General features: G+C 35.6%; 15 protein-coding genes and 4 pseudogenes. 10 read left to right on the top strand and 9 right to left on the bottom strand.

What is annotated here, in order from left to right:
* Positions 1-21: 21 nt before the first annotated feature.
* The 4 genes and pseudogenes from rmuC to ACEL90_RS02250 form a co-directional block, all read right to left on the bottom strand.
* The gene (rmuC, locus tag ACEL90_RS02265; RefSeq protein ID WP_423349168.1) at positions 22-1,353 is read right to left on the bottom strand and encodes a DNA recombination protein RmuC; all 1,332 of its coding nucleotides are present in this window, start codon (positions 1,351-1,353) and stop codon (positions 22-24) included.
* Positions 1,354-1,460: 107 nt separating this feature from the next.
* Positions 1,461-2,540 (bottom strand): annotated as a pseudogene (locus ACEL90_RS02260) (IS3 family transposase).
* Positions 2,541-2,610: 70 nt separating this feature from the next.
* A pseudogene (locus tag ACEL90_RS02255) lies at positions 2,611-2,697 on the bottom strand (IS630-like element ISWpi11 family transposase); the annotation flags it as partial.
* 180 nt (positions 2,698-2,877) lie between these two features.
* A complete protein-coding gene (locus tag ACEL90_RS02250; protein ID WP_423348926.1) occupies positions 2,878-3,060 on the bottom strand; it encodes a hypothetical protein in 183 nt (60 codons plus the stop codon).
* Positions 3,061-3,226: 166 nt separating this feature from the next.
* On the opposite strand from ACEL90_RS02250, the pseudogene ACEL90_RS02245 reads away from it, so the two are divergent.
* Positions 3,227-4,159: pseudogene (locus ACEL90_RS02245) on the top strand (IS5 family transposase).
* A 12-nt stretch (positions 4,160-4,171) separates the two neighbouring features.
* Here the strand turns inward: ACEL90_RS02245 and ACEL90_RS02240 are convergent.
* Together ACEL90_RS02240 and ACEL90_RS02235 are read right to left on the bottom strand one after the other, a co-directional pair.
* Positions 4,172-4,324 carry a hypothetical protein gene (locus ACEL90_RS02240; protein WP_423349167.1) on the bottom strand — a complete coding sequence of 51 codons (153 nt, stop codon included), beginning with the start codon at positions 4,322-4,324 and terminating at the stop codon, positions 4,172-4,174.
* A complete protein-coding gene (locus ACEL90_RS02235; RefSeq protein ID WP_423349166.1) occupies positions 4,315-7,104 on the bottom strand; it encodes a WPE palindromic element domain-containing protein in 2,790 nt (929 codons plus the stop codon). Before ACEL90_RS02235 ends, ACEL90_RS02240 begins: the two co-directional genes overlap by 10 nt.
* A gap of 100 nt (positions 7,105-7,204) precedes the next feature.
* On the opposite strand from ACEL90_RS02235, the gene ACEL90_RS02230 reads away from it, so the two are divergent.
* The 6 genes from ACEL90_RS02230 (at position 7,205) to ACEL90_RS02205 (ending at position 15,672) form a co-directional block, all read left to right on the top strand.
* Positions 7,205-10,159, top strand: a complete 2,955-nt coding sequence (locus tag ACEL90_RS02230) for a phosphoribosylformylglycinamidine synthase subunit PurL (RefSeq protein WP_423349165.1) — start codon at positions 7,205-7,207, stop codon at positions 10,157-10,159.
* A 95-nt stretch (positions 10,160-10,254) separates the two neighbouring features.
* Positions 10,255-10,767, top strand: coding sequence for a hypothetical protein (locus tag ACEL90_RS02225; RefSeq protein WP_006279733.1), 513 nt, complete (start codon positions 10,255-10,257; stop codon positions 10,765-10,767).
* Between the two features lie 565 nt (positions 10,768-11,332).
* On the top strand, positions 11,333-14,128 hold the full coding sequence (uvrA, locus tag ACEL90_RS02220) for an excinuclease ABC subunit UvrA (protein ID WP_423349164.1): 2,796 nt from the start codon (positions 11,333-11,335) through the stop codon (positions 14,126-14,128).
* Positions 14,129-14,182: 54 nt separating this feature from the next.
* Positions 14,183-14,482: a hypothetical protein gene (locus tag ACEL90_RS02215; protein ID WP_423349163.1), complete on the top strand. Its 300-nt coding sequence runs from the start codon at positions 14,183-14,185 to the stop codon at positions 14,480-14,482.
* Between the two features lie 112 nt (positions 14,483-14,594).
* A complete protein-coding gene (locus ACEL90_RS02210) occupies positions 14,595-14,825 on the top strand; it encodes a hypothetical protein (RefSeq protein ID WP_423349162.1) in 231 nt (76 codons plus the stop codon).
* A gap of 115 nt (positions 14,826-14,940) precedes the next feature.
* Positions 14,941-15,672, top strand: a complete 732-nt coding sequence (locus ACEL90_RS02205) for a ComF family protein (protein WP_155969427.1) — start codon at positions 14,941-14,943, stop codon at positions 15,670-15,672.
* A 36-nt stretch (positions 15,673-15,708) separates the two neighbouring features.
* Here the strand turns inward: ACEL90_RS02205 and ACEL90_RS02200 are convergent, their stop codons facing one another.
* The 3 genes and pseudogenes from ACEL90_RS02200 to ACEL90_RS02190 all read right to left on the bottom strand — a co-directional run bounded on the left by ACEL90_RS02200 (position 15,709) and on the right by ACEL90_RS02190 (position 17,615).
* A complete protein-coding gene (locus ACEL90_RS02200; protein ID WP_256437791.1) occupies positions 15,709-15,843 on the bottom strand; it encodes a hypothetical protein in 135 nt (44 codons plus the stop codon).
* A 7-nt stretch (positions 15,844-15,850) separates the two neighbouring features.
* A pseudogene (locus tag ACEL90_RS02195) lies at positions 15,851-16,783 on the bottom strand (IS5 family transposase).
* Positions 16,784-16,994: 211 nt separating this feature from the next.
* On the bottom strand, positions 16,995-17,615 hold the full coding sequence (locus ACEL90_RS02190) for a hypothetical protein (RefSeq protein WP_264339167.1): 621 nt from the start codon (positions 17,613-17,615) through the stop codon (positions 16,995-16,997).
* Positions 17,616-17,787: 172 nt separating this feature from the next.
* On the opposite strand from ACEL90_RS02190, the gene ACEL90_RS02185 reads away from it, so the two are divergent.
* From ACEL90_RS02185 to recO, 3 genes are all read left to right on the top strand, one after another.
* Positions 17,788-18,819, top strand: a complete 1,032-nt coding sequence (locus ACEL90_RS02185) for a PDDEXK nuclease domain-containing protein (RefSeq protein WP_423349161.1) — start codon at positions 17,788-17,790, stop codon at positions 18,817-18,819.
* Entirely contained in the window at positions 18,819-18,959 is a 141-nt protein-coding gene (locus ACEL90_RS02180; protein ID WP_007548500.1) for a hypothetical protein, read from the top strand. The genes ACEL90_RS02185 and ACEL90_RS02180 overlap by 1 nt, the downstream gene beginning before the upstream one ends.
* 66 nt (positions 18,960-19,025) lie before the next feature.
* Positions 19,026-19,748: a DNA repair protein RecO gene (gene recO / locus ACEL90_RS02175; protein WP_423349160.1), complete on the top strand. Its 723-nt coding sequence runs from the start codon at positions 19,026-19,028 to the stop codon at positions 19,746-19,748.
* Positions 19,749-19,795: the final 47 nt, after the last annotated feature.

Genomic DNA, 19,795 nt, shown 5'->3' with positions numbered 1-19,795 from the left:
GAACATTCCCTGTTAAGATGCCTAATCTACTTTCAGCTCCTCAGTATGTAAACTGCGTGGTAAAGACTCTAATTCCTTTGCAGCACTTAAACTTTTATTTTTTGCATGTATACCAAGCTTATTGAATTCTCGAGCAGCAGGAAACACCCTTGCTTCAAGAGAGCCAGCAGTTTTATTATAATGATCAACAGCACTTTTTAAGCTCCTGCGCAAATTATCAAAGTTTTCACCCATTGTGCAAATGCGCTCATATAAAATATGACCTAGTTCACTGATTTTCTTTGCGTTTTCAGCTATCATCTCTTGCTTCCATCCATACGCTATTGCTCTCAGCAACGCAATTAGAGTGATCGGTGTTGCAATGATCACTTTTTTTTCCACTCCAATCTCTATCAAAGCAGGCTCATATTCCAGTGCTGCGCTAAAAACCCCCTCCCCTGTTAAGAAAAGCACCACAAGTTCTGGCGTATTTTCAAATTGATTCCAATACTCTTTTTTACCCAAATCATTTATGTGTTTTTTTATTGCCAGGGAATGGTTCTTTAATTTCTCCTTTTGTATTTGCAAATCATTTTGTGATATAGCATCCATGTAAGAATCAAGCGGCACTTTAGCATCTATTATTATTTGCTTTCCAGATGGCATTTTGATTATTAAATCAGGACGCAATAAATTATCCTCGTTTCTATCAATCACTGACGGCTGAGTAAAAAAATCGCAATACTCAATCATTCCTGCCATTTCTACCACTCTTTTGAGTTGCATTTCACCCCATTTGCCCCTAATGTGAGGTTTCCTCAGGGCATTAGCAAGGTTGGAAGTTTGGTTCATCAGCGCTCCAATTTGCTCCTTTAAACCTTCATAGGCCCCTACCCTCTCCTTTTCTAGCTCACGTATTTCATTATCGAATTTTTCTAATTTTTCTTTTATTGGAGTTACAACTTCGTTGATCGTTGCTTGTCTTTTTTTGAAATCGCTTTCCGTTTCTTTTAATTTACTATCGATTACTTCCTTTGCTAAGTTCAGAAAATTATTGTTATTTGTTTGCAAAGCATCAAGAGAGAGCGCTTTAAAAGTGTTTGTTAATCTCTCCTCTGCTTTTGTTAGTAATTCTATTTCCTTTTTCTTTTCCTCACGTTCTTTTTGCAGAGTTACTTCAAGTTCTGCTTTTTTGACCCTTAAATTAACTATTTCTTCATTCTTCGTAAGCAAAGTTTGCTTTGTTTCTTGAAGTTCTTGCTCTAATTTACATAAATTACCCTCAAGGTTTGCTTTCTTTTCGCTCAGTTTTTTTACGATAATGTAGAAAAATAGTAATAGAGAGACAACCAGAGCTATAGAATTGAAAAGCATCAGAATAAAAAAGCTGTATTTACAATTCTATATGATTTTTGTGTGTATAAGAAAGAAAAAAGGAGCACCTAAAGAGGTGACCTTACCCAGAAAAAGTAGAGAGAAAGTTAAGACGTTTTTATCATGAGAATAAATTGTGCAGGAATGCAATAGTTAATAGTGACGTTGTTTGTTATAAAAAATTTCTATGTATTCAAATATTGCAGTTCTAGTGTGTTGAGCAGAGTGTTGTGAAGTATCAATAAGTATTTCTCTTTTCAATGAGCTAAAGAAGCTTTCTGCAACAGAATTGTCGTAACAACAGCCTTTATTACTCATCTATATTCTTTACAGCTAAGAGATATTGATACCCTTGCGCAGTATATTGTGAACCTTGGTCACTGTGCAGCAGTAGATTTTTAACAGGTTTACGCCTATTAATGGCCATTAATAAAGAGTTCATAACCAATTGTTTATTTATTGCACTACTCATTAACTACCATACGTGAGAATTATTGCTGCCAAATATAGCCATCCCTCCTTGGTTTTGATGTAAGTAATCCCATACTTTATTTGGTTGATCAACAATAAAGTTTTGGTCTAATATATTGGGAGCTACAGCTCTATTATCTGTTTGTTGTTTTTTAATTTTAAACTTTCTTCTCAGTATAGCCCTGATGTCATTTTTCTGCATAATACTTTGCACCGTTTTCAAATTGCAACTTTTACCCAAAGCCTTCAATTCAGCATGAATTTTAGGAGCTCCATATCTACATTTAGAAACTTGATATATTTTTTGAATAGCTTCGAGTAGCTCTTTATTTGCTGATTCTCTACTGCTTATTTTTCTTGTAGTCCACTTATAGTAGCCACTAGCAGAAAATCCTACATAATTCCTGTACTTTATAGCAGTTACTATATAAAAAATATTTTACTCTTTTTGACTGGCCAGGGCTTTTTTTTAAATGTCTCTTTCCCTTGTTACTCTTGCTTTGTAAATCAAACCTCTCTTTGTCATAAGGTGCTACATCTGGAAATGCATTTGCCGCTGACTTTTTTTCGTTATATTTCTTCATCCATTTTCCTAATACACTATCCCTTATTCCTAGATCTCTTGCTACTTTTGCAACTGGTTGACCTACCTTTCTTTGTTCATTTGCCAGTTTAACAGCTTCCAATTTGAATTCTGCTGTATATTCTCTTACCATTTCTAATCCTCCAAAATTTTATTTTACCCAAAAAAACTCCTTTCTTTCTCTCCACTTTTTCTGGGTAAGGTCGCTTGGCAACAGTTGCTCTACTTTCTCCTTCATCCAATGCTTCCATTGCTTTTTTCCTTAAGTCGTAACTATACGCTGCTGGCATACAAACCCCTCTACCATAAATCCATTCTTACCTTATTGGGATTATTATGAGAAGAGCTATAACTCTATGGGAGGGAAGCAAAATCTGGGATTCGGCCTTAATGGCATTAGCGTTGCATCAGCTTCACCCTCCCTGTGAGGTATTTTAGCTCTAATGCCTCACATCATAAAGATACAAGTGTCAAGCTACTTGGATGACAGGGGAGGGAGGCACTGGGATGACAGGAGAAGGTAGTGGGATGACACCCTGACAACCGTCATCCCGCTGCTTGTTAGCGAGATCTAGAGATACCGCGAATGAATCGCGGTATGACGTAGGACTGCTGTCATTCCAGTGCTTGACACTGGAATCCAGTATTTCCATAATCATCAAAACATTGTATTTTAACAAAAAACAGCTATTTTTATGCTTGCCAACTTAATAAAATTCCTGGATCCCAGTGGGCTTTGTTGCATCGCTCAAGTGAAAAGAACTGGCAGTTACTGACAAAATTCATTATAAATAGCCATTTAACTGTTGAAGAAAAAATATGCCACAAAAAATGAGAGTCAGTAACTGCCATGAATATAACAAATTTCTCCAAGAAAGAGGAAGCATTTTTTGTTATATCAATGACGCCATAGAAAAGTGGTACGAGAATGGTCCAAAAATACCAGGTGGCAACAATATTTATAGTGATAAAGTTGTAATTTTGGTGCACATAATAACTTGTTTATTTAGAATAGGCCTGAGGCAAACAGTTGGGTTTATAGCAGGATACCTTGAGCAAATTGGGAAAAATTTGCAAGTTATCAGCTATTCACAATCATCAAGAAGGTTTAAGAAACTTAATATTAAGATAAATGATTGCAGAAAATAATATGGAAGATATCGAAATTGCTATAGATAGTACAGGAATTAGTATATACAACAACACTCCTGGTCATAGCAAAGAAAATAGCGAAGATAGAAAGTATCGCAGCTATGAACAGACAAGAAAATTGCATGTAATGTTGAATACAAACAGCAAAAAAGCCATAGCTGTAAAATACAGTAATGGCTGATCACTATGGAGCTTGTGATTTGCTAAAAGAAGTCGATTTTCAGTATGTCATAAAAGTACTATATGCAGATAGGGCATATGACAGAGAAAAGCTCTATAAGCTGTGTAATCAATATGGTATAAAAACGAAAATTCCTCCGAAAAACAACGCAGCAGAGCATCCAAAGTATGGCTGAGAGAAATTCTGCAGTCAAGCTCATAAAGTCATATGATGAAGATGGTATAAAGAAGTGGAAAAAAGAGATGAGTTATGGAAAAAGATCTTATATAGAAAGTTTTTTCTCGCGACTGAAACAAACATTCGGATTTAGTTTTAGGAATAAATCTGAGATAAATCGAGAAAAAGAACTGCTAATCAAATGCTATTTGCTTAATAAATTCACTGATATTGGTATGGCTAAATTTGAGATAGCTTCATAAATTTATTGTGCGTTACCTACTATCCGAAGAGCGATGCAACAAAGCCATCCCAGTGTCAAGCACTGGGATGACAAGAAGAGAGCACTGGAATGACAGGAGAAGGAGGGCTACTACCGTCATAAAGGAACCAGTGTCAGTTACTCGGATGACACCATTTACAACCACTCTCCTGCCCTTTCTAGCTGTTTATAGCTGTTAAATCTCAGGAATTTATCAAAATATGGAGAGGCAATAAAGGGTGTGGAATTACTTAAATAGTTAGATAAAAAACCAGGCAGATCATTTTTTAATTCTTGCATTTTGTATCTATAATTTTGTATAGAAATGACTTTTATTTTATCATAATCAAGTTTCCAATAAGCAAGTTCTGAGACTTCTCTTTTTGTTATATGTTCTACCGCTAAGGCTTGTAAAATTAATTGCGGAAAAAATCCCGACATTACTTCTTCATTGGAAGGTGGTGTACCAAGCTTATAGTCTATAATTGCCACTTGCCCACTTGGTAGATACTCAACTCTATCACATCTTGCTATCAGTGAAATTTCTTGTGGCTTATTTGTCATCCAAGCAGTTTCATACTGATCACAAGAACCAGTGTCACGCGCTGGAATATGAAATATCGGACAGGAAAAGTTCTTTTCCAACTCAACATAATTGCTTCGAGTTTCATCAAATTCGACAAAAGATTGAATTATCTTTTGTAGTCTTACCCACCACATATTTGAAAAATTAAACTGACTAGTCGAAAATGCTTCTCGTGCAATGCTCATTGGAGATTTTTTGTTGCGTAAATATCTTGCAAGAATGTTGTGTACCATAGTGCCAAATTCCAATATCGATGGCTTAAAATTCAAGTCTCTTAATTGTTTAAGACCCAGTATATATTCAACGTAAAATGAATAAGGATTACGAATTAGCTTTTCTATTGCACTGCAAGACATCACCTGCATTTTTTCTTTTCTAACTTCGGTTTGAGGTTTTGGCATAGGCTGAGTACATGGAACAATACATTCAGGCGTATTTAATATCCTTAGCCAATCACGATACGGCTGCTTCCCCTCCTTGAGCAGAATTTCCAAACGCTGCAATAGAATTGGCTTTCTATGGCTTAGCGATCTTGTAATATAAACCTTACTTGCACAAAACAAATTGTGTAAAGTATAAAAAAAATACCCCTGCTCTTCTTGCACGGAAGGAAGATTAAATTTTTCTCTCGTAAATGCATTCAAAAGCGGATTTTGAAAGCTTGGCGCTTCATTAAATCCAGCAAGTATTACAACTTTGTTGTGATATAAGCTGAATTTATTCAAGTCACTTGCTACAGAGAAAAACTCTTTCTCTAAAAATAAGGTCAGAATTTGGCTATATAACTCTAAGGAGCACTTAATTTCTACACCCTCACATGCATTCAAGAAATTACAGGTGAAATTACCTATTTCACTATTTAGCTCTGAAAAATTTATACCAGATAATATATTAATACACTGCAAATGAGTTGCTACCACATCAGAAATAGAGTAATTTATAGAATTAAGCAAAGGATTAAATATAGCCTCTAACTTATTGATAATAAGTAATATATCTTCTTTATGTTTTAGCTTTTTATGGGCATTGATAGCATTTATAATATCGCTCAGGCCATTTGTACTAAAGTTGCGTAATATCTCTATTTCAAATTCAGATAAAATCCGAGTGTACTCTTCTTGAGTGTAACCAAAAGTCACTAGCCTATGTTTAAGGAGCGAAAGTAATGACACACTGCTCCAATTTGAGGTCAAAACTTCGATACTATAAAGCAGAAGCGTTATATAAGGGTAATTTTCTGGTATGGCACTGTGTTGCCTTGATAAACATGCTATACGAGCTGCAAGTAATTTATCAAAGACGACCAAAGAAATGTTTTCATAACCTTCATTTTCTATAATTAATGATGTCACTTGTGCTTCTTCCTCTCTGGAATCACAAGTGATGACTTCAATATTGCCAACATGTCCACTACTAACTTTGCTTAGATCGGCAGTTGTATCAAAGACGTAATCTAGATATTCCTCAGGACTTCCTGTTATCCCAGCCCTTTCTTCTGTCATCCCAGTGCCTGACACTGGGATCCAGTTTTCATTATACAGCCACCTGGTGCGCTCATTTAAAGTTAAGTTTTCTGGATCCCAGTGTCTGGGCACTGGAGAACACGCTTCTGGCAGAAAACTTACATCCTCTCTGCCTATACTTAAATAACCTAGCAGATCTTTCAGACAATATTGATAGTGTTTTTTATCAAGCAATTTCCAGTCTTTCTCTTTAATTTTCAAATTCAGGTTAGGCAAAATTATTTTTCCAAATGGCAGATCATATATAGCCTTAATTAACGACTTATCCTTTCCAATTCCAACAAAGATTATATATTGGTCTTTTTGTAAAGAGGTTATCATACTGTTTATGTAATCACTCTTATGTTCTAATATATCTACTACTCCTAAATCTTTTAAAATTTTATTCCATGTTTCAATAAGTAAATTTATGAAACTTTCTATTTTTTTTGAATGTTCATCGAACTCTGCCATTTGGGTATACTGAATTTTATCAAGCAATGATGGCAGGCTATAAGCTAAATCAATTGGAAAATTATCATTATTTTTTCTATTCCACTCCAATATGAATTGAATGAGTAGCAGCGTCCTTTTTGTTGGCTTGATAACTTTGACTCTATCAAGATTTAATATTAAATCCTCCTCATCGATGTTCTCTAGCGAAACTATCTCTGGCAAAATTATGCATTTTTTAGCGTTATAATTCTTGAATGCACTCAGCAGCGCTATCACATCCCTCTTGCAAGGAAGTATGATCTTTACTTCAGGGATTTTTTCTCTTTCATATTCAGAAAATATATGCTGAACCAGCACATCGAAAAGGGATTCATCCACATTAACGGTACAAACTCTTCCCACTAACAGTAACAATTAATACAATACTTTTATTGTATAGAAATTATTCAAAATATAAACGTGCTTGTATGCTATTATATGTTAAAATCTTTTATAACATTACATGACAAACATCAGAATAGAAGTTTTAAATAAATGTGAGCAAGTTGGCTGCAGATGGTTAGTCAACGTTTACTCGATTTATATACACAAAGAATTACCACCAAAATTATATGAAGAAATTTGTGGGCTATTTTATAATAAAGTCATACAAGACTGCCGTTATTATTCCTACAATGAAAACCTTGAAGAAGTTCAATATAACTTCATAGAACCACAAGCAAAGTGGGGCTTGGAGATAAGCTTTTTACCTGGCATGACCGACAATGTAGGCAACACAGTGAAACAAATTGTTAGAGAATATTTAATAAACAAGAACTACATTGATGAAAATGTTTATATCAAAGCAAGAAGTTCAAAATTGATTCTAAGTCAAGCAACTGAAGATGATATAAAGCAAGAATTTAATCCTATCACTGAGTATTGCACACTTATCTGTAAGAACTATAGCTGGAAATGTTATGGTAAATACAAAGCAAACTCTTCAGCGCTCTCTTACTTGTCATCCCAGTGTCCAGACACTGGGATCCAGAAAAAAGATGTAGATTCCAGTATCAGCTACTCAAATGACACCATTAATGGCAAAGCCAAATCTGTTAACTTAAACGTAAGTAACCAAGAACTTGAGAAAATCAGCAGAGATGGAATCGATGGTAATGGCACTTTAGGGATCTCTCTGGCAGCAATGAAAGCTATAAAGGATTACTTTAAAAAACTTAATAGAAATCCATATGATATTGAACTTGAGTCCCTAGCACAAACTTGGTCTGAACATTGTAAGCACAATATCTTTTGCTCTCCCATTGATGAAATAAAAGATGGCCTATACGCACATTATATTAAGCGTGCAACGCGTGAGATAAATTCTGACATATGCGTGTCAGTTTTCTCCGACAATGCCGGAGGAATAATTTTTAATGACGATTACTTAATCGTAGATAAAGTTGAAACTCACAATAGCCCTTCGGCTCTTGATCCGTTTGGTGGAGCAATGACTGGGGTACTTGGAGTAAATCGTGATATAGTTGGTTTCGGGAAAGGCGCGGAGCCTATAATGAATACCTATTACTTTTGCTTTGCCAAAGAAGCAAAAGGCAAGTTTTATAGGGACAAAGAGCGCACTGATGAGATCTTACCGCCAAAATATATAATGAAAGAAGTGATCCACGGTGTTAATGTTGCTGGTAATTGCTCTGGTATTCCAACGCAACTTGGATCGGTATATTTTGACGATAGATTTTGTGGCAAGCCGTTAGTTTTTGTTGGCAGTGTCGGAATTATTCCGCGCAACATAAATAACGCACCTTCACACATCAAAGGGCCTAAAAACAGCGATAAAATCGTAATTATTGGCGGAAGAGTTGGAAGAGACGGAATTCACGGTGCAACGTTTTCTTCAGAGGCTTTGTCGGGAAACAGCCCTTCAACGATTGTGCAAATTGGTGACCCTATAACACAAAAAAAACTATCCAATGCCGTCATAAAAGCAAGAGATCTTGGTCTTTATAATGCAATAACGGACAATGGAGCAGGTGGGCTGTCGTCGTCTATTGGTGAAATGGGAAAAGACGGATTTGAAGTTGATTTGAGCAAGGTTCTCCTTAAAAACGATGGTATGGCTCCGTGGGAAATATGGATATCAGAATCACAAGAGAGAATGACCTTAGCAGTGCCAGAAGAAAATCTCCCTATGTTTAAGCAAATCATGAAAAAACATGATGTGGAGGTTTGTGTGATTGGAGAGTTTAATGAGAGTGGTAAAGCCGTTGTTAAATGTCCTAAAGGGACAGTAATAATGGATATCGGAACTGAATTTCTGCATGATGGTAATCCTAAAATGCATTTACAGACAAAGCCGTGGTCTAAGGGGCTTCCAGCGCCACGCGCTGGAATGACAACAAGTTCGCCTTCTTTAGAAATTGAATTAAAAGAAATGTTAAGCAGACCAAACATTTGCAGTAAAGAGTTCATAGTGGTGCAATATGATCATGAGGTTCAAGGATCGTCAGTGTTAAAACCACTGCAAGGCAAGGGAAGAATGTGCAGCGAAGCTATTGTCTCAAGGCCTGTTCTTTCTTCAAATAAAGGTGTTGTAAAATCGCAAGGATTTGGCTCAAGTTATGGAGAAATTGACACCTACCACATGGCAGCATGTGCAATTGACACCGCGATACGCAACTATGTAGCCGTAGGAGGAAATATAAATCATCTAGCGTTGCTCGACAATTTTTGCTGGTGTGATGCTTATAATCCAGAAAGGTTGTGGCAACTAAAGAAAGCTGCAGAGGCTTGTTACGACTTCGCAACTGCATTTAAAACACCATTCATATCCGGAAAAGACAGTATGTTCAATGACTTCAAGGGATATGATGAAAATGGCGAGAAAGTGATAATCTCTGCACCACCTTCATTACTCATCTCAGCAATTGGAATTATAGAAAATATTGAAAATGCGGTATCGCTTGATGTAAAAATGCCAGGGGACTTGATATATGTGCTTGGAGAAACACTTGATGAACTTGGTAGATCTGAATATCAGTTATATAGTGGAATAGGTAATAACAACGTACCAAAAGTTGATGCAAAGAGCGCTAGGAAGTTGTATGAGCGTTACAACCAGGCAATAAAAGATGGCATAATTGCCTCTGCAATTGCACCAAACTTAGGCGGATTAGTTATTGCTCTGGCAAAATCGCTAATTGCAGGAGACCTTGGTGCTGAAATCGATCTTTCACTAGTGCCAATAGGAAAAATACAAAATACAGACATAATAAACAAGATAATAATGTTTTCTGAATCGCAAAGTAGAATTTTGGTTACTATTGCACCACAAAATCAGAAGAGGTTTGAAGAATTGTTTGAAGGTGCAGTTTATTCATGTATTGGCAAAGTAACAGAGAAAAAGGTGCTAAACATAAAGGATGTTTTAAAAGTAGATCTGAAAGATGTGGCATGCTAATATAAAATATTTTTCTTATTATGCTAAATAACTCTTTTACTATATGTAATGTTTATTTAGAATGAATGTATGTTATTAATTTTGGGTAGGTAATTATGTCTATTTTATCGATACTCCTGTTTATCAGTCTTTCTTTACTCAACACTTCAAATAAATTGATGATATGTGCTGCCTTATTTGTGGGAGCTGCTTTAGTTGTAAATTCAATGGTTGAATTTTATGGCAGAAGCAAAGCTACGTACAACTTAATAGTGTGTACAGCGCTATGTTGTGTTTTTAAATGGCAAAGTTTTAATTTGATGATATTGATTTCATATACTGCAATTTTAGTATCTCTTCTCTCAAGCATAATTATTTTTGAAAAATTGAAGTCCAAGTTGAATTTTCATATGGCAAATTTCATTACTTTAATTATAGCATCAGTGGTTGATAGTGCCGTTGTATGTGTTGGATTACTATACAAATTTTCTGCAGGTAAATGCTTATCAATATACATTAGAGATTTAATTTTTAAGTTTTCTTATGTGTCAGTATTGAGCATCTGCTTGTTTGTAGGAATGTATTTATTTTGCTTGGCGAACAAGAAGTATTTTAAGATTTCCACATAACCTGTTTTCTGATATAGCTAAACTGACTTTGGGTCCTGGGGGTGTATTTGGTGGTCCTAATACGTAACAACAGTTTAGAATTTATAGGTAGCTTAAACCCACAACTGTACAAACACTATGATTTGAGCCTATCAGGGGGGTGTCATTCCAGTGCCCAGACACTGGAATCCAGAAAAAAGAATGGTGTCATTCCAGTCTGGAATCCAGAAATTTTGCTTATAACTGAGCTGATGAGCTAAAGGTAGTTGTCTTACGCTAAAACAAACGTTTTTAATTAAGTTGCATAGAACCAGTGTCTGGGCACTGGCCCACTGGTGGGAATTGCTCCTAAACTACAACGTTCGTACAGCTATGTGCTTGACACTGGGATGACATCATAGGGGCACTGGCCTACTTAACCGTCATACCGTCGCGGTATCTCAGCCGCTAACAAGTAGCGGAATGACGATTTATCAAACGCTGCTTAATTTTCCGTAACAGTTGAAAAAATCAATAGAAAATCAATATATCACTATAAATTCACGTATTTTGAGGCTATAATGGTTAATACGCTATATGGTATAATATGGACGATTTTATCAGAGTTAAGGGCGCAAGGGAACATAATCTGCAAGGTGTAGACGTCAATATACCGAAAAATAAGCTAGTTGTTATAACTGGGCTAAGTGGTTCTGGCAAGTCTAGCCTTGCATTTGATACGATTTATGCAGAAGGCCAACGCCGGTACGTTGAAAGCCTGTCAGCTTACGCGCGTCAATTTCTCAACATTCAGGATAAACCAGATGTTGAGTCGATTACAGGTCTCTCTCCTGCAATATCTATCAACCAGAAATCGATCTCAAAAAATCCAAGGTCAACAGTTGGAACTGTTACCGAAATTTACGATTACTTGCGCTTAGTATATGCGCGAATAGGAGTTCCTTATTCACCTGCAACTGGATTACCAATAACAAAACAAACGGTGTCTCAAATTGTAGATACTATAATTGCGTTACCTTTAGAAACTAAGATATATATACTTGCCCCTGTTGTGCGTGGTAGAAAGGGAGAACATCTTAAAGAGATATTGGAAATTAAAAGACAAGGTTACGTAAGGTTCAAAACAGATGGTGAAGTGTACAATGTAGATGACTTGCCTAAACTCGATAAGAACAAGAAACACGACATTTTTGTGGTTGCAGATAGAATATCAATGTTGGGCGATATAGGAAATCGACTGCCAAGTAGTATAGAATCCGCACTAAAACTTGGTAATGGTCTAATGTATGTAGAAATAGTAAACCTACCTGACAACCATAATTCCGAGTATAAAAATGGTCAAATTCTGACTTTTTCAGAGAATTTTGCATGCCCCGAGTCTGGTTTCACTCTTGAGGAAATAGAACCAAGATTATTTTCTTTTAACAGCCCTTACGGTGCATGTGGTTCGTGTAATGGGCTTGGTAAAAAGCTGGCTATTGATGTGAAGCTGATAGTGCCAGATGAAACTCTTTCAATATCTGAAGGCGCTTTAAAGCCAGTGGGATCAATGTTCCGTCAAGTGCACACAGGTTATGGATTTTTAAAAAGTGCAATTCTATCACTGGCTGAAAATTGTAAATTTAGCCTTGATGTTCCGTGGAAGAACATAGATCAAGAAGTAAAAGATATGATACTCTTTGGCTTCGGTAAATTTCAAGGTTTGGTCAGTATCTTAGAAAACCAGATGGATTATGATGAAACGCTTGTTGAGCGATATTGCTCTGTTACTCACTGCAGAGAATGCACTGGCTATAGATTGAGAAAAGAAGCGCTTACAGTAAAAATTGATAGCAAACATATAGGTGAAATATCAGGGCTCAGCATCGATGAATCCCTTAAATGGTTTGAAAATTTGCCAGACAAGCTCACAGAACAACAGAAGCAAATCTCAAGTAAAATATTAAATGAAATAATCAAGAGGCTAGCATTTTTAAAGAATGTAGGGTTGAATTACCTAACGCTTGATCGAGAATCTAGCACTCTCTCTGGCGGTGAGAGTCAGAGGATCAGACTTGCTTCACAAATTGGCTCTGGTTTAACAGGAGTGCTGTACGTGCTTGATGAACCCTCGATAGGCCTTCATCAATGTGATAATGATCGGTTAATTGCCACACTAAAAAACTTAAGAGACATGGGTAACACTGTAATCGTTGTTGAGCATGATGAAGATACAATAATGGCTGCTGATTATGCGATTGATATTGGTCCTGGAGCTGGCGTAAATGGTGGAAAAGTTCTTGCAGAAGGAACACCAGACCAGGTGCAAAGAAATTCGGGGAGCATAACAGGGCAATATTTGAGTGGAGAGAAAAAAATTTTAATTCCAAGGAGAAGAAAGCAAGCAACTCAGTTCATAAAAGTAATAAATGCATGTGAAAATAACTTAAAAAATGTGAACGTTAAATTTCCTATAGGGAATCTTATTTGTGTTACTGGAATATCAGGAGGGGGAAAATCAAGTTTAGTCATAGAAACGTTATATAAATATTCAGCACATAAGATATATCATTTGTCTGCAAGGTATGGTCAGTGTGATAGAATAGAAGGCCTTGAATATATAGATAAAGTTATAGAAGTTGATCAGTCGCCAATTGGTAGAACTCCTGCGTCAAATCCAGCAACATATGTTGGTATGTTCACTCATATAAGAAATTGGTTTGCAGGTCTTTCGGAGTCAAAAGCAAGGGGATATAATATAGGCCGGTTTTCATTTAATACCAGAGGGGGAAGGTGTGAGGCTTGTAAAGGTGATGGGCACTTAAAGATAGAGATGCATTTTCTACCGGACGTTTATGTGAAGTGTGAGCAATGTAAAGGGCGAAGGTATAATCGGGAAACATTGGAAGTTACTCATAAAGAAAAATCAATCTCTGATGTCCTTGATATGACGATAGATCAAGCTTGTGATTTTTTTGAAAACCTTCCAATGGTAAAAGAAAAGTTGATTTCTTTGCAGGAAGTGGGGCTTGGCTATATAAAACTCGGACAGTCGTCAACAACGTTGTCTGGGGGTGAAGCACAACGAATAAAGCTGTCCAAGGAGCTATCAAAACGATTTACCGGAAGAACATTGTATATTCTTGATGAGCCAACAACTGGATTACACTTTGAAGATATAAATAACTTACTAAAAATACTCCATAGATTAGTCGATCTGGGAAACACTGTTATAGTTATCGAGCACAATTTGCACGTTATAAAAACTGCAGATTATATAATAGACATCGGACCAGAGGGCGGAATAAAAGGCGGAGAAGTGATTGCTACTGGAACTCCAGAAGAAGTGGTAAAAATTCCAGAAAGTGTTACAGGCAGGTATCTTAAAACGTATTTATTATAAACTATTTCTTAATTATATTAGGCTAGGTTGCATATTTATGATTTGGAGATAAGAATGTCGGTATATCGATACTTTAGAAGGTACTTTGAATATGGAGTTGTACCTGCTAAGAAAGCAGAAGATAACACACTAGTTCCAGAAAATAGTTTCTATAAATCTGTACGTTACGTTGATAATGTGTTAGGACCTGTGAAAGATGTAATTTGTGGAGTTGAGAGTAAAGACAATTATAACAAGTATTATCAAGATAATGATAAATGTGAATACGTGGGCCACAGAGCAGAGGGAGTGTATTCATTGTGTACACTGGGTGCTGTTTTAGCAGCCAACATAATATTGCAACCTTTATTTTGATAGTGGCATGTTTGTCATACTTTCCAGTCAAGTTATTGTCAAAAATAACAGGGGACTATTGTTTTAAAACAGATACAAAATCATTCGTTAATTATTCAAACATATTTTAGAAATGGGGCAAGATTGTGCTAATGCAGTAGCTAGAGTATTTAACAAGATTGTAAGTTATGCTTGCGCTGCTATCATTTGGGCTGCCGCGTCAATCATAACGCCACTTGTGTGGGCTTGTGACAAAGTGCAAAGTAAGTTGAGTGAAGTACAGAAGCCAGAAAAACATCAATTTTTATCTAAGGATAATTCAAAGACTACTTCAGTCAATGGTATACCACAAACTGAGTTATAAGTTCTGCTTTTCAGCAGCATGAACTATATTGAAATGGAATAAAAAGTGAAAGAGTGTAAGCTTAAGTTACTTTAGCTATACTATATAAATTGTTTTATAATATATTTAATGAGTTGTGAACCTTCTCTTACTAAAAAAAGCTACAAATCTCATATTTCCAAGCGTATGCGTAAGTTGCGAATGTATCATTGATGAAAATCTTAATCTGTGTAGTGAATGCAACAAAAAAATCAATTTTCTAACTAAGCATTACTGCAATGTTTGTGGCGTAGTAATCTCAGACAATATTTATACGTGTGGTAAGTGCATCATCAATCCTCCACCGTTTAAAGTATTAAGATCAGTTTTTGCTTATGATCAACATAGTAGAAACATGATTATAAATTTCAAATTTTTTGATAATTTGAATTACGTAAAAATCTATGCAAAGTGGATACACCAAGCTAATCAGGATACATTTCAGAACGCAGAGATCATAATTCCTATACCGTTACATAAAATGCGCTTGTTTAAACGTAAATATAATCAAGCAGCACTGCTTGCAAAAGAATTGAGTAAGTTGTCCAATTTATCCTATACGCCATTTGCAATAAAACGCCTTCGCCATACTGCGCCTCAAGCTGGTCTTTCACTTAAACAGCGTGAAAAAAATTTAAAGAAGGCTTTTAAAACAAGCAACAAGAAAATTATCGAAAATAAAATCGTGATATTAGTTGATGATGTGGTAACAACCGGAGCAACTGTAAGATCTTGCTCTCAGGAAATTTTAAACTCCGGTGCAAAAGAAGTGAGAGTGCTATCACTTGCAAGAACGGTGAATGATTGGACCTCTTGCATAAAAAATTAGCAGTCAGTATCATCCAAGTAGCTTGACTACTTGGATCTATTTTTTTCTAGATTCCAGCGCCAGCGTCACGCACATAGCTGTACGAACATTGTTTGCCAAGGAGGGTGTCATCCCAGTGCTTGACACTGGGATGGCTTTGTTGCATCGCTCTTCGGATAGTAGGTAACGCACAATAAATTTATGAAGCTATCTCAAATTTAGCCATACCAATATCAGTGAATTTATTAAGCAAATAGCATTTGATTAGCAGTTCTTTTTCTCGATTTATCTCAGATTTATTCCTAAAACTAAATCCGAATGTTTGTTTCAGTCGCGAGAAAAAACTTTCTATATAAGATCTTTTTCCATAACTCATCTCTTTTTTCCACTTCTTTATACCATCTTCATCATATGACTTTATGAGCTTGACTGCAGAATTTCTCTCAGCCATACTTTGGATGCTCTGCTGCGTTGTTTTTCGGAGGAATTTTCGTTTTTATACCATATTGATTACACAGCTTATAGAGCTTTTCTCTGTCATATGCCCTATCTGCATATAGTACTTTTATGACATACTGAAAATCGACTTCTTTTAGCAAATCACAAGCTCCATAGTGATCAGCCATTACTGTATTTTACAGCTATGGCTTTTTTGCTGTTTGTATTCAACATTACATGCAATTTTCTTGTCTGTTCATAGCTGCGATACTTTCTATCTTCGCTATTTTCTTTGCTATGACCAGGAGTGTTGTTGTATATACTAATTCCTGTACTATCTATAGCAATTTCGATATCTTCCATATTATTTTCTGCAATCATTTATCTTAATATTAAGTTTCTTAAACCTTCTTGATGATTGTGAATAGCTGATAACTTGCAAATTTTTCCCAATTTGCTCAAGGTATCCTGCTATAAACCCAACTGTTTGCCTCAGGCCTATTCTAAATAAACAAGTTATTATGTGCACCAAAATTACAACTTTATCACTATAAATATTGTTGCCACCTGGTATTTTTGGACCATTCTCGTACCACTTTTCTATGGCGTCATTGATATAACAAAAAATGCTTCCTCTTTCTTGGAGAAATTTGTTATATTCATGGCAGTTACTGACTCTCATTTTTTGTGGCATATTTTTTCTTCAACAGTTAAATGGCTATTTATAATGAATTTTGTCAGTAACTGCCAGTTCTTTTCACTTGAGCGATGCAACAAAGCCATCCCAGTGTCAAGCACTGGGATGACACCATTTGTTGTAAACTCACTTTTACTCTATGGTTATACTACCTTGCTGCTATCCTGAACGGATACAGTGGGCTTATTAAATTATAGAATTACTTTAGCTATAGAATAAAATCTAGTGTTACTTCACGCCAAATGTGGTGGTGCTGAGTAGGCAAGCCGGTCAATGGGCTACATTTATATACTGCACGCATTGCATTATCTGCTATCGACCTGAAAAGTGGATTATTTCGATAGGAATCACTGTCTGCTACATCCGCCATAATTATCTCGCCTTGACTGGATAACAATAAGTTAATTTTTATATTAAAATTTTCTTTGTAAGCTATGCTTTCAGGAATGCTCCAGCATTTTGTGAGCTTTTCTCTTATAGAGTTAATAATTTCTGTTACAACTAATTCATCCTTTTTGCTCTCAACGCTTTTTTCGTTTCCTATTTCATTCTTTGCCTCTCTGACATCCCTTCTTAGTTTCTTCTCTACACTTTTTTTTCTTTTTGGAACAGGAATGAATTCTTTACCCTCGTTAATAATGACTTCTTCTTGCATTTCGATAATTTGCCTCGGTTGTGCTACAACAGTGTGCTCAACTATTTCTTTTTTCCTTTGTGGTATAGGAACAGCTAACGTATCATTCGTTTGGGCTTTTGTTGAAGATAACGAAAAAAGCAAAAAACAACATAAAGACAAAAAAAGAATATAATTAGAATAGAAAAAACGCATATGTTAAGCAGCTTGTTTTACTGGTTTAAAGCTAATATTGCACATAAAGTCAATATATTTTAGTTGATGGACAAGTTTGAAGTAAATAAGGAATCCCTTCAAAGTTGCAGGCAAGCGAAAGATTGTCTTCTCGACAGACAAAGGAATTGTATAATGGATTAAAAGGAATCCTATGACAAGAATTATAGCAAAAGAATATACAGAATTTTTAGAGCAGTTGAAAGATCGTATTGCAACAAGCCGTTATAAGGCAGCGCTTGCAGTAAATAGTAAGCTTATCTTGCTCTACCATTATATTGGAACAGAAATCTTAAAACGGCAAAGAGAACACGGCTGGGGAGCTAAGGTAATTGATCAATTAAGTAAGGATTTGAGAAGTACATTTCCAGAAATGAAAGGCTTTAGCATGAGAAATCTGAAGTATATGCGTAAGTTTGCCGAAGAATATCCTGATGTTGAATTTGTGCAGGAGCCTCTTGCACAATTAACTTGGTATCACAATATCACTCTCTTGGAAAAAATAGAAAGTCATGAAATAAGATTATTTTATGTAAAAAAAGCTATTGAACATGGCTGGTCACGTAACATTATGGTGATGCAGATAGAACTTGGACTACATAAACGTCAAGGAAAAGCAATAACTAATTTTAAAGAAAAATTACCATCTCCACAATCCGATCTAGCACATTACACATTAAAAGATCCGTATATTTTTGATTTTTTAAGTATAGGTAAGGATGCTCATGAAAGAGAAGTAGAAAAAGGACTCGTAGGGCATATGGAAAAATTTCTGTTAGAACTCGGTGAAGGATTTGCATTTGTTGGTAGACAATTTCATTTAGATGTTGGTAATAAAGACTTTTATATTGATTTATTATTCTATCATTTAAAGTTACGTTGCTTCGTAGTGATTGAACTAAAAGATAAGGATTTTAAGCCGGAATATGCTGGTAAAATGAATTTTCATCTTTCTGCAGTTGATGATTTACTGAAGCACTCGACAGATCAACCTTCTATAGGGTTAATCTTATGTAAATCTAAAGACGATGTACTTGCTAAATATACACTCCGAGACATGAGCAAGCCAATAGGGCTAGCAGAATATCGAATAACTGAAAATCTACCAGAGAACATAAAAACAGCTTTACCGACGATAGAAGAATTAGAAGCTGAATTATCCAAAATTTCAGACGAGGAAAAGTAATGTTACTAAAATCATTCAAACAATTATTTAGCAAACCAAAAGCTCAGTATGAAATGCATCAGGCTCAGGAAGAAGAGTGGCAGCCAATAACTTACTCTCTCATAGCCTTGAAACTTTGGAAGCAAACAGTAACGGAGTAAGTGATTTTTATGGATTACACGCTCTAGGTGCACTATCCTATATATCATACGGTCAATACACTCTAAATGAGATGGAAAGATGAAGGCATCATTATAGCTGCTAAAAAATACGGCGATAAAAACTTAATTCTTTCTCTGTTTACAAAAAATCATGGAAAGCGCAGGGGATTAACTAAGCTAACAAACAATAGCAATTATAAGTTTCAGATAAGTAATCTATTACATGCAGAATGGAGTGCTAAGTTACCTGAAAATCTAGGTTTTTTTAAGTGCGAATTAATCGAATCTTCATTCCATCATTTCTTTCAAGATAGGTTAAAAAGCATTACTATTGTTTCTTTCTCCTCTATTTTAGAAAAAGTGCTTCCAGAAAGTGAACCCTGTGCCATGCTGTATGACAATTTTCGATATTTCATCGATGTAATTAAACACAACAATCAGTCTTGGCAAAGCCATTATCTTAACTTGGAGCTTCTGCTTCTTACGCAATTGGGATTCAAGTTAGACTTATCCAAATGCGCTGTAACAGGTGTTAAGGAAAATCTGCAATTTATTTCTCCAAAAACTGGTAGAGCAGTGTCAAAAAAAGTAGGAGATTATTATGCAGATAAACTCCTACCTTTTCCACAAATGTTGCATGATGTATACAATAATACCCTACAAAACAGCTACTCATTCCAAGAATTTCAGTTAGGACTGAAAGTCACAGGATATTTTTTAAATAAGTATCTATTTTTGCAGTTAAACGTGAAATTTCCAGAGCTGAGAAACCTCATGTTGTCGCTTTAATCTTAGTTATCATTTTTTTGAAATCATTTCAGAAATCTATAGCTAAC

The organism is Wolbachia sp. wLmal (genome assembly GCF_049435495.1).
GTDB lineage: Bacteria > Pseudomonadota > Alphaproteobacteria > Rickettsiales > Anaplasmataceae > Wolbachia > Wolbachia pipientis.
The sequence above is the reverse complement of the archived record's forward strand: the minus strand, read 5'-3'. Positions and strand labels throughout refer to the sequence as shown.

What these genes read in the sequence shown, in the direction of transcription:
- rmuC (WP_423349168.1), bottom strand. Translation starts at nt 1,353, where the DNA reads ATGCTTTTCAATTCTATAGCTCTGGTTGTCTCTCTATTACTATTTTTC.
- ACEL90_RS02250 (WP_423348926.1), bottom strand. Translation starts at nt 3,060, where the DNA reads ATGGAAATACTGGATTCCAGTGTCAAGCACTGGAATGACAGCAGTCCT.
- ACEL90_RS02230 (WP_423349165.1), top strand. Translation starts at nt 7,205, where the DNA reads ATGACAAACATCAGAATAGAAGTTTTAAATAAATGTGAGCAAGTTGGC.
- ACEL90_RS02225 (WP_006279733.1), top strand. Translation starts at nt 10,255, where the DNA reads ATGTCTATTTTATCGATACTCCTGTTTATCAGTCTTTCTTTACTCAAC.
- uvrA (WP_423349164.1), top strand. Translation starts at nt 11,333, where the DNA reads ATGGACGATTTTATCAGAGTTAAGGGCGCAAGGGAACATAATCTGCAA.
- ACEL90_RS02215 (WP_423349163.1), top strand. Translation starts at nt 14,183, where the DNA reads ATGTCGGTATATCGATACTTTAGAAGGTACTTTGAATATGGAGTTGTA.
- ACEL90_RS02210 (WP_423349162.1), top strand. Translation starts at nt 14,595, where the DNA reads ATGGGGCAAGATTGTGCTAATGCAGTAGCTAGAGTATTTAACAAGATT.
- ACEL90_RS02190 (WP_264339167.1), bottom strand. Translation starts at nt 17,615, where the DNA reads ATGCGTTTTTTCTATTCTAATTATATTCTTTTTTTGTCTTTATGTTGT.
- ACEL90_RS02185 (WP_423349161.1), top strand. Translation starts at nt 17,788, where the DNA reads ATGACAAGAATTATAGCAAAAGAATATACAGAATTTTTAGAGCAGTTG.
- ACEL90_RS02180 (WP_007548500.1), top strand. Translation starts at nt 18,819, where the DNA reads ATGTTACTAAAATCATTCAAACAATTATTTAGCAAACCAAAAGCTCAG.
- recO (WP_423349160.1), top strand. Translation starts at nt 19,026, where the DNA reads ATGAGATGGAAAGATGAAGGCATCATTATAGCTGCTAAAAAATACGGC.